Consider the following 10,061-nt stretch of genomic DNA (forward strand, 5'->3'; position numbering starts at 1 on the left):
CCTCCTGGAGAACGCCCACTACCGCGCCGTGGCCGCCGGGCTCCTGGCCCTGCGCGCCCGGCACCCGCTCCCGGCCGGCGCCCCCGTCACGGTCCTGGCCGCCCCGGACGCCCCGCACCAACGGGACCGGCAGCCCGCCCCGGACGCCCCGGACGCCCCGGAATCGCCGCACCTCCGGCACCGCACCGACCGCTGGACCCTCCGCCAGCGCGGCCTCGCGCGCACCCTCGGCGGCCGCTTCGTCCTCGTGCCCGACGCGGGCCATCTGCTGATGCTGGACCGCCCGGACGCGGTCGCCGCCGCCGTGCTCGACGTACGCGCCCGCTGAACGCGCGCTGAACGCGCCTCGGGCGGCCCGCTGCCAGGAACGGACCGCCCGGGAAACGCGGCGCGGGGTCAGCCCCTGCCGTACACCTTGTTGGCGAACTGGGCGACCTTCTTGTCGGACAGGTTCCGCGCCACGTCGGCCTCGCTGATGATCCCGACCAGCCGCTTGTTCTCGATCACCGGCAGCCGCTTGATCCGATGGGTCTCCATCTCCCGCAGCGCCTCGCTCACATCGGCGCCGGCGTCGATCCAGCGAGGGGTGCCCTCGGCGACGTCACCACAGGTCACCCGTGCCGGGTCGTGCCCCGCGGCCACACACTTCACGACGATGTCGCGGTCGGTGACGATGCCGCACAGGCGCTCGTTCTTGTCGGCGATGGGCAGCGCGCCCACGTCGTGCTCGCGCATCAGCTGCGCCGCGCGGTCCAGGGTCTCGTGTTGGGGGATCCAGTGAGCCCCCGGGTGCATGATGTCTCGGGCGGTGGTCATGAGGGTGCGTACCTCCGTAGAACGCCATACGTCGTCTCGTCCCCGAGCCCCTCCATTCTGGACGCCGCCCCCATCGCCCGCGACCGCTGAGCGCGCCCCGCCAGCGCCGAGTCGGCCCCGGGAACCGCCGCGGCCGCCACCCCGGAGGGGGGCGACGGCCGCGAGGACGGGGCACGGGCTCACGCGCGGGGTTTCGCACCCCGCTTCGCGAGCATCTCCGTCATCAGGGTGATCTCGGACTCCTGGGCGTCCACCATGCCCTGGGCCAGCGTCTTCTGCTGCGGCACCGCGCACGCCCGGACACAGCCCTCGGCCATGTCCACGCCGCCCTTGTGGTGGTCGATCATCAACTGGAGGAACAGCACCTCGGCGGCCTTGCCGCTCGCCGCCCGCAACTGCTCCATCTGGGCCCTGGTCGCCATCCCGGGCATGAGCGCGCCGTCCGCGGCCGACGCGGAGCCGTGCCCGGAGTGGGCGCCGCCGTGGCCGTCGCCGTGCCCCATCCAGGACATCGGCTCACGGTCCGGCGCCACCTTCGGCAGCCGCCACAGGTCGAGCCAGCCCAGCATCATGCCGCGCTGGTTCGCCTGCGTGTTGGCGATGTCGTACGCCAGGCGGCGCACCTCCTCGTCCGTCGTACGGTCCCGTACGACGAACGACATCTCCACGGCCTGCTGGTGGTGCACCGACATGTCACGGGCGAACCCGGCGTCCGCCGATTCGTCGCCCGGCACCGCGGCGCCCGCCGCCCCCGTGCCGGTGCCACCGGCGTCCCGGCCGAGCGCCGTGACGGTGGCCCAGCCGGCGAAGACCAGCGCGAGCAGCACCGCCCCCACCGCGAGCCACGTCGTACGGCTCACCGTCACGGCACGCCCGGCCGCAGGGACGTCAGGGGTGTCTGCTTCCGTCACTGCTTGACCATCCCGGACTGACCGCCCGTGCACGGCGCACCGGGCTCGGGCGTCTGCGGCCCGTTCACGTACTTCGTGAAGAACTGGTTCACGCGCGGGTCGTCGGCGCCGTCGACCGTGACCTGCTTGCCCCAGGCGGTCAGCATGATGGCGCCCGCCTGGTCCTTGACCGGGCTGATCATCGAGAAGGGCGTCTTGCCGACCTTCTCCTCCAGCTTCTTCACGTCGTCGGCCGGGGCCTTGTCGTTGTACGTGACCCACACGGCGCCGTGCTCCAGCGAGTGCACGGCGTTCACCTCGGGGATGGGCTCCTTGTAGACGTTGCCGTCGCAGTCCATCCACACCTGGTGGTGGTCACCGCCGACCGGCGGCTTCATCGGGTACGACACGGCGGTCGTCACGTGGTTGCGGCCCAGCTTCTCCGCGTCCCAGGACTTCTCGTCCTTGATCGGGGCCTTGGCCGCGGCCTCCTGCTGCTCCTTCTTCTCGGACTCCTTGTTGAGTACGTATCCGCCGAAGCCGACGAGACCGGCGACGACGACGGCGCTGAGCGACAGCGTGATGATGCGGTTGCGGCGCTCACGGGCCTGCTCGGCCTTGCGCATCTGCTCTATTCGGGCCCGGCGGTCGGCGGACTGGGAACGGTTGGCAGCCATGGTGAGAGATGTCCTTCTACGAAAGCTTCGGAAAGCAGACAGACGACGGGAACCTGCGACGGAGTCGTGGGCCTCGGGGCCTGGCCGGCTCAGGTCCGCAGGACTTGAAGGACGTGCAGGTCCGGGGCGTTCGGCAGCGGCCGCGCCCCGGCGGGGGAGACGGTGCCGTGCACCGTCCCGAGCGGGGCCGGGCCCTGCGTGTGCAGCGGCGGGTCGAGGGGCGGCACGGTGAGCACGGCGGGGGCCAGCGAGGGGCGCAGCCCGCAGTCACGGTCGTCGAACGGGCAGCTGAACAGCCCGCCGGGGGCGTCCGCGACCGCCGGCGAGACGACGAAGGCCCCGGCGGCGCCGCCCGGGCCACCGGGACCACCGGGACCACCGGGGCCACCGGGATCATCGGGACCGGCGGCGGACCGTACGGCGGCGGTCGCCGCCGCCCGCATGTCCGCACCCGCCGCCTCGGCGTGCCGGTCCGCGGCGCCAGCCGAGCCAGGGCCGAGGCAGACGAAGAGCGCGGCGACGAGCGTCGCCACGGCACCCAGCAGGGCCATGGGACGCGAGCGGCGCGCGAGGCGCGCGGTGCGTATGAGCCGCAGGCCCTCCATGGCCGCTGATCGTAGTGCAGCCCTCACTCGGCCCGGGAGACACTCAGCGCCAGCAGCGCCACATCGTCCGCGACCTCCCCGGCGTACGAGGCGAGATCCCGCCACACCGACCGCACCAGCGCCACCGGATCCCGCTCCGGCCGGATCCGCGCCGTCAGCGGATAGAACGCCCCCTCCCCGTTCCGCGCCTCCGTCACACCGTCGGTGTGGGCGAGCAGCAGATCGTCGGGACCCAGCGGTACGAGCACGGGGTCCGGCGCCCGGAACCCGCCGAGCCCCAGGCCGAGCGGCGGCCCCGGCTCCAGCACCACGTCGCGGGCCCCGTCCCCGTCCACCACGATCGGCGGCGGATGCCCGCAGCTCAGCACCCGCACGTCCGACGATCCGGAGGCAGCGCCGGGGAACTCCATCAGCACGGCCGTCGCGAACAGCTCCGAGCCCTCCTCCAGCCGCGCCGCCTCCACCGTCAGCCGCCGGTCCAGCCGGGCCGCGACCCCCGCCAGCTCCGGCTCGTCGAGCACCGCCTCCCGGAACGTCCCGAGCAGCGCCGCGACCGTCCCCACGGCCGACAGCCCGTGCCCCTGCACATCCGCCACCACCGCCCGCACCCCGTACGGCCCGGCCTGCACGTCGTACAGATCGCCGCCCACCAGCGCCGTACGCTCCGCCGCCCGGTACAGCGCCCCGCACCGCACGTGCCCCACCCGCTCGGGCAGCGGCGGCAGCACCGCGAGCTGCGCGGCCTCCGCGACCGTACGCACCGACACGAGCTGCGCGTCCCGCCGCGCCCGCACCCACGCCAGGATCGCGCTCACCACGCCGATCAGCCCGAACGCCAGCATGTCCGCGCCCGACACATGCTCGGCCCGCACCTCCGGCACCGCCAGCACCCCGGCGATGGCCAGCACCACCAGGGACGTGCCCACCACCCCGTACACGAGGGACGTCAGCGGCGCGATGACCGCGAACGCGAACCCGAGCTGCACGGTCTCCGGCGTGGCGAGCTGCGCCGACACGACCGCGGCGAGGAGCAGCCACGGCAGCAGCCGCAGCCGGCCCTGCGGGCGCGCGCCGGGCAGTTCCCGATCGGCACGGTCCATGGCCCCAGTCTGCGCGAACCGGACGGCCCTCGCCCTCCGCCCGATCCCGGCCGCCCTCGCGTTACGTACACCACACCCGGACAGGCACTATGGGTTCGCAACGCGTATGAAACCGTGCGGTGGCATGCTGGCCTGATCAGCGAGGATGGGTGTGGAAATGGACAAGCAGCAGGAATTTGTGCTCCGAACCCTGGAGGAGCGCGACATCCGCTTCGTGCGCCTGTGGTTCACCGACGTGCTCGGCTTCCTCAAGTCGGTCGCGGTGGCCCCCGCCGAACTGGAGCAGGCCTTCGACGAGGGCATCGGCTTCGACGGTTCCGCCATCGAGGGATTCGCGCGCGTGTACGAGTCCGACATGATCGCCAAGCCGGACCCGGCGACGTTCCAGATCCTGCCGTGGCGCGCCGAGGCCCCGGGCACGGCCCGTATGTTCTGCGACATCCTCATGCCGGACGGCTCCCCGTCCTTCGCGGACCCCCGCTACGTCCTGAAGCGCATCCTGGCGAAGACCTCCGACCTCGGGTTCACCTTCTACACCCACCCGGAGATCGAGTTCTTCCTCCTCAAGGACAAGCCGGTCGACGGCACCCGCCCCACCCCCGCCGACAGCTCCGGCTACTTCGACCACACCCCGCAGAACGTCGGCATGGACTTCCGCCGCCAGGCCATCACCATGCTGGAGTCCATGGGCATCTCGGTGGAGTTCTCGCACCACGAGGGCGCCCCCGGCCAGCAGGAGATCGACCTCCGCTACGCCGACGCCCTCTCGACGGCCGACAACATCATGACGTTCCGCCTGGTCATGAAGCAGGTGGCACTGGAGCAGGGCGTCCAGGCCACCTTCATGCCGAAGCCGTTCTCGGAGTACCCCGGCTCCGGTATGCACACCCACCTGTCCCTCTTCGAGGGCGACCGCAACGCGTTCTACGAGTCGGGCGCGGAGTACCAGCTCTCCAAGGTGGGCCGCTCCTTCATCGCGGGCCTCCTGAAGCACGCGGCCGAGATCTCCGCGGTCACCAACCAGTGGGTCAACTCCTACAAGCGCATCTGGGGCGGCTCGACCCGCACGGCGGGCTCGGGCGGCGAGGCACCCTCGTACATCTGCTGGGGCCACAACAACCGCTCGGCCCTGATCCGCGTCCCCATGTACAAGCCCGGCAAGACCGGCTCGTCCCGCGTCGAGGTCCGCTCCATCGACTCGGGCGCGAACCCCTACCTGACGTACGCCGTCCTCCTGGCCGCCGGCCTGAAGGGCATCGAGGAGGGCTACGAACTCCCCGCAGGCGCCGACGACGACGTCTGGGCCCTCTCCGACGCCGAACGCCGCGCCATGGGCATCGAACCCCTCCCCCAGAACCTGGGCGAGGCCATCTCCCTCATGGAACGCAGCGAACTGGTCGCGGAGACCCTCGGCGAGCACGTCTTCGACTTCTTCCTGCGCAACAAGAAGCAGGAGTGGGAGGAGTACCGCTCCGAGGTCACCGCCTTCGAACTGCGGAAGAACCTGCCGGTGCTGTGACGCCGGGTGCCGTCCCGGTGCGGTCCCGGGCTGCGGTCCCGGTGCGGGGGAGCGGTGCCCGGGTCAGCATGGGGGGATGAGCAAGGTCTTCGTGAGCCTCGGGATGTCGCTCGACGGGTTCGTCGCCGGGCCCCACGCACGGCCCGGCAATCCGCTCGGGGACGGCGGTGCCCGGATCCACACCTGGATGTACGGGCTCCAGGCGTGGCGGGAGCGGCAGGAGCTCAGGGGCGGGGAGGAGAGCCGGTCGGGGCTGGTCGTCGCGGAGAACTTCGACCGCGCCGGGGCCTACGTCATGGGGCGGCGGATGTTCGACGAGGGCGAGGCCGCGTGGCCCGACCCGCCGCCGTTCAGGGCGCCCGTCTTCGTGCTGACGTCCACCGCCCGCGAGCCGTGGCTGCGGCAGGGCGGGACGGTGTTCACGTACGTCACCGAGGGCGTCGAGGCCGCGCTCGACCTGGCGCGGGCCGCCGCCGGTCCTGACAAGGACGTACAGATCTCCGGGGGCGCCCACACCGTACGGGAGTACCTGAACGCGGGGCTCGTCGACGAGCTGGAGCTCCATCTGGCCCCGGTGGTCCTGGGCGACGGCATCCGGCTGTTCGACGGTGTGGACCCGGCCGTCCGGCTGGAGGTCGACAGGGTCGTCGACGCCCCGGACGTCACGCACATCCGGTATGCCGTGCTCCGCTGATCAGCGTTCCGACAGCTCCGACGGGGCCTCCTGGACCGTCCAGGAGTTGCCGTCCGGGTCCTGGAAGAACATGAACGAGTTCCATGTCCCGCCCTTGCCCTCCGTCCAGCCCTCGGGCCCCACGTGCTGAACGGGGCTCACTTCGACGCCCCGCGACAGCAGTTGCTCGCGCGCCGCGTCGATGTCCACCACGCACAGCTGGAGCCCGTGCAGCGTGCCCGGGGCCATCTGGCGTTGGCCGGGCGCGGGCGGCAGGCCGTTCTCCAGGGCGATCGAGCAGCGCGACCCCGGCGGAGTGAGCTGGATGACGCGGATGCCCGGTGCGACCTCCGAGTCGAGGTCCACCTTGAAACCGCACCTGTCGCCGTAGAACTCCTTGGCCCGGTCCAGATCCGTCACCGGGACGGGGACCACTTCCAGTGTCACGTTCATGCCCCGATTGTGGCCGCGGGCGGGCCGGCCCGCCCCCGGAACGCCCGCATCCCGGGTGGCCGGTGCGCGGCCGCCCCGCGGAGGGGCCCCGGACGGGTGCGGCCGATAGGCTCGGGCGGTGGAGGCGTTCGTGGAGGGAGAGCCGGACATGACGACGGTGCCGGGGCGCAGGAGCAGTACCTTCACGCGGCTGCTGCGGCACGGCTTCATCGACGCGGCGGCGGCCGAGCGGCTCCTCGGCGCGCCCGCGCTCTCGGGCGTCCGCGGCGACCCCGTCCTGCTCGACGCGCTCGGCGCCACAGCCGACCCGGACCTCGCCCTGCACGGCCTCGTGCGGCTGGCCGAGGCACAGCCCGACGACCAGCACCGGCAGGCCCTGCTCGCCACGCTCACCACCGCCAAGCCCCTCCGCGACCGGCTGCTCGGCGTGCTCGGCACATCCGAGGCGCTCGGCGACCACCTGGCGCGGCACCCCCTCGACTGGCAGGTCCTCGTCACGTACGAGCCGACCGACCTGCACCCGGGCGTCGCCGAGTTCGAGCGGGACCTGGCGGCCGCGACCGACCCGGTGTCCCTGCGCGTCGCCTACCGCCGCAGCCTCCTCGCCATAGCGGCCCGCGACGTGTGCGGCACCACGGACGTCGCCGAGACCGCCGCCGAGCTGGCCGACCTGGCCACGGCGACCCTCCGCGCCGCCCTCGCCATCGCCCGCACCGCCGCCCCCGAGGACGCCGCGCACTGCCGGCTCGCGGTCATCGCGATGGGCAAGTGCGGGGGCCACGAGCTGAACTACGTCTCCGACGTGGACGTGATCTTCGTGGGCGAGGCCGTCGACGGCGTCGACGAGCGCCAGGCACTCCAGGCCGCCACCCGCCTCGCCTCGCACCTCATGCGGATCTGCTCCGAGACCACCGTCGAGGGCGCCATCTGGCCCGTCGACGCCAACCTGCGCCCCGAGGGGCGGAACGGGCCCCTCGTACGGACCCTGTCCAGCCACCTCGCGTACTACCAGCGGTGGGCGAAGACCTGGGAGTTCCAGGCGCTGCTCAAGGCCCGCCCGGTCGCCGGGGACATCGAGCTGGGCACCGCGTACATCGAGGCGCTCGCCCCGCTCGTGTGGCAGGCGGCCGAGCGCGAGAACTTCGTCACCGACGTGCAGAAGATGCGCCGCCGCGTCGTCGACAACATCCCCCTGGCCCACGTCGACCGCGAGCTCAAGCTCGGCCCCGGCGGGCTGCGCGACGTCGAGTTCGCGGTGCAGCTCCTCCAGCTCGTGCACGGCCGCAGCGACACCGCGCTGCGCAGCGGCAAGACCCTGGACGCCCTCGCGGCGCTCGCCGCCGGCGGCTACGTCGGACGGGCCGACGCCGCACAGCTCGACGCCGCGTACCGGTTCCTGCGCGCGATGGAGCACCGCATCCAGCTGTACCGGCTGCGCCGCACCCACCTGGTCCCGGAGGGCGACGCCGACCTGCGCCGCCTGGGCCGCTCGCTGGGCCTGCGCACCGACCCGGTCGCGGAGCTGAACCGGGAGTGGCGACGGCACGCGTCCGTCGTCCGCCGGCTGCACGAGAAGCTGTTCTACCGGCCGCTGCTCGACGCCGTCGCCCAGCTCGCGCCCGGCGAGATCCGGCTCAGCGCCGAGGCGGCAGGCGAGCGCCTCGAAGCCCTCGGATACGCCGATCCCGCCGCAGCGCTGCGGCACCTGGAGGCCCTGTCGTCCGGCGTGACCCGCAAGGCCGCGATCCAGCGCACCCTCCTGCCGGTGCTGCTCGGCTGGTTCGCCGACTCGGCCGACCCGGACGCCGGCCTGCTCGGCTTCCGCAAGGTGTCGGACGCGCTCGGCAAGACCCCCTGGTACCTGCGGCTGCTGCGCGACGAGGGCGCGGCCGCCGAGAACCTCGCCCGTGTCCTGTCGGCCGGCCGCCTCGCCCCCGACCTGCTGCTGCGCGCCCCCGAGGCGGTCGCCATCCTGGGCGCCCCGGAGGGCCTGGAACCCCGCGCCCGCGCGCACCTGGAGCCCGAGATCCTGGCCGCGGTGGGCCGCGCCGACACCGCCGAGCAGGCCGTCGCCGCGGCCCGCGGCGTACGCCGCAGGGAGCTGTTCCGTACGGCGGCGGCGGACATCATCGCGTCGTACGGCACCGAGGAGGCACCCGCCCACGCCGACGCGGGCGCCCTCGTGAACCGGGTCGGGCAGGCCGTCAGCGACCTCAACGCGGCGACCCTCGCGGGCGCCCTGCGCGCCGCCGTGCGCGCCGAGTGGGGCGACGAGCTGCCCACGCGGTTCGCCGTCATCGGCATGGGCCGCTTCGGCGGCCACGAACTGGGCTACGGCTCCGACGCGGACGTCCTGTTCGTGCACGAGCCGCGCGACGGCGTCGACGAGCAGGAGGCCGCCCGGGCCGCCAACCGGGTCGTCGCCGAGATGCGCCGCCTCCTCCAGCTCCCCACCGCCGACCCGCCGTTGCCGATCGACGCCGACCTGCGCCCCGAGGGCCGCAACGGCCCGCTGGTCCGCACGCTCAAGTCGTACGAGGCCTACTACCGGCGCTGGTCGCTGGTGTGGGAGAGCCAGGCCCTGCTGCGCGCCGAACCGATGGCGGGCGACGAGGACCTGGGGCGGCGCTTCATCGAACTGATCGACCCGCTGCGCTACCCGGCGAAGGGCCTCGACGACGCGGCCGTCCGCGAGATCCGGCGCCTCAAGGCCCGTATGGAGACCGAGCGCCTGCCGCGCGGCGCCGACCCCACCCTGCACACGAAGCTCGGACGGGGCGGTCTGTCGGACGTGGAGTGGACGATCCAGCTCCTCCAGATGCGGCACGCCCACGAGGTGCCGGGCCTGCGCACCACCAGCACCCGGAAGGCGCTGGCGGCGGCGTGCGAGGCGGGGCTGATCAGCGAGCGGTACACGCGCACGCTGGACGAGGCGTGGGTGCTGGCGACCCGGGTCCGCAACGGCGTGATGCTGGTGCGGGGCCGGGCCGGCGACACGTTCCCGTCGGACGGGCGCGAACTGGCGGCCGTCGGGCGGTACCTGGGGTACGGCCCGGGGCACGTCGGCGAGATGGTCGACGGCTACCGGAGAACGACCCGGCGGGCCCGCGCGGTCGTCGAGGACCTCTTCTACGGGACGGCCTGACCCGCGGGTCTGTCCCCTATCCCGCCCCTTCCCGAAACTGGGGGCTGCGCCCCCAGACCCCCGTATCGCGCCTGGACGGCGCTGGTCCTCAATCGCCGGACGGGCTCAAATTGAGCCCCTTGGGGGTCCCCCCTGCTCGAAGAGCTTGGGGGAGATTGAGGAGCGGGGGTTCGGGGGCAGAGC

At 73.3% G+C, this 10,061-nt stretch carries 10 protein-coding genes; 4 read left to right on the plus strand and 6 right to left on the minus strand.

Annotated features, from left to right (window positions below; all coding sequences use genetic code 11):
• Positions 1-328 (plus strand): alpha/beta fold hydrolase (locus HTZ82_RS03050; RefSeq protein WP_375540775.1); only part of this gene is annotated, 328 nt, incomplete at its 5' end.
• Positions 329-396: 68 nt separating this feature from the next.
• On the opposite strand, the gene HTZ82_RS03055 is transcribed toward HTZ82_RS03050, so the two are convergent.
• From HTZ82_RS03055 to HTZ82_RS03075, 5 genes are all read right to left on the minus strand, one after another.
• Positions 397-816: a CBS domain-containing protein gene (locus HTZ82_RS03055; RefSeq protein WP_175407687.1), complete on the minus strand. Its 420-nt coding sequence runs from the start codon at positions 814-816 to the stop codon at positions 397-399.
• A 179-nt stretch (positions 817-995) separates the two neighbouring features.
• Positions 996-1,727 (minus strand): DUF305 domain-containing protein, encoded by a 732-nt coding sequence (locus HTZ82_RS03060; protein ID WP_375540776.1) that lies wholly within the window; start codon positions 1,725-1,727, stop codon positions 996-998.
• A complete protein-coding gene (locus HTZ82_RS03065; RefSeq protein ID WP_175407688.1) occupies positions 1,724-2,383 on the minus strand; it encodes a DUF3105 domain-containing protein in 660 nt (219 codons plus the stop codon). Before HTZ82_RS03065 ends, HTZ82_RS03060 begins: the two co-directional genes overlap by 4 nt.
• Before the next feature lie 89 nt (positions 2,384-2,472).
• The gene (locus tag HTZ82_RS03070; RefSeq protein WP_175407689.1) at positions 2,473-2,988 is read right to left on the minus strand and encodes a hypothetical protein; all 516 of its coding nucleotides are present in this window, start codon (positions 2,986-2,988) and stop codon (positions 2,473-2,475) included.
• A 23-nt stretch (positions 2,989-3,011) separates the two neighbouring features.
• The gene (locus tag HTZ82_RS03075; RefSeq protein WP_175407690.1) at positions 3,012-4,088 is read right to left on the minus strand and encodes a PP2C family protein-serine/threonine phosphatase; all 1,077 of its coding nucleotides are present in this window, start codon (positions 4,086-4,088) and stop codon (positions 3,012-3,014) included.
• Between the two features lie 157 nt (positions 4,089-4,245).
• On the opposite strand from HTZ82_RS03075, the gene HTZ82_RS03080 reads away from it, so the two are divergent.
• Both HTZ82_RS03080 and HTZ82_RS03085 read left to right on the plus strand, forming a co-directional pair.
• The gene (locus tag HTZ82_RS03080; RefSeq protein WP_175407691.1) at positions 4,246-5,607 is read left to right on the plus strand and encodes a glutamine synthetase family protein; all 1,362 of its coding nucleotides are present in this window, start codon (positions 4,246-4,248) and stop codon (positions 5,605-5,607) included.
• 76 nt (positions 5,608-5,683) lie between these two features.
• Entirely contained in the window at positions 5,684-6,301 is a 618-nt protein-coding gene (locus tag HTZ82_RS03085) for a dihydrofolate reductase family protein (RefSeq protein WP_175407692.1), read from the plus strand.
• Here HTZ82_RS03085 and HTZ82_RS03090 read toward each other — a convergent pair whose 3' ends face one another.
• Positions 6,302-6,733: a VOC family protein gene (locus HTZ82_RS03090; protein WP_175407693.1), complete on the minus strand. Its 432-nt coding sequence runs from the start codon at positions 6,731-6,733 to the stop codon at positions 6,302-6,304.
• A 148-nt stretch (positions 6,734-6,881) separates the two neighbouring features.
• Between HTZ82_RS03090 and HTZ82_RS03095 the strand changes: the two genes are divergently transcribed.
• Positions 6,882-9,878: a bifunctional [glutamine synthetase] adenylyltransferase/[glutamine synthetase]-adenylyl-L-tyrosine phosphorylase gene (locus HTZ82_RS03095; RefSeq protein WP_175407694.1), complete on the plus strand. Its 2,997-nt coding sequence runs from the start codon at positions 6,882-6,884 to the stop codon at positions 9,876-9,878.
• Positions 9,879-10,061 lie beyond the last annotated feature (183 nt).

Origin of the sequence: Streptomyces sp. TRM64462 (assembly GCF_013362995.1) — a bacterium.
Lineage (GTDB): Bacteria > Actinomycetota > Actinomycetes > Streptomycetales > Streptomycetaceae > Streptomyces.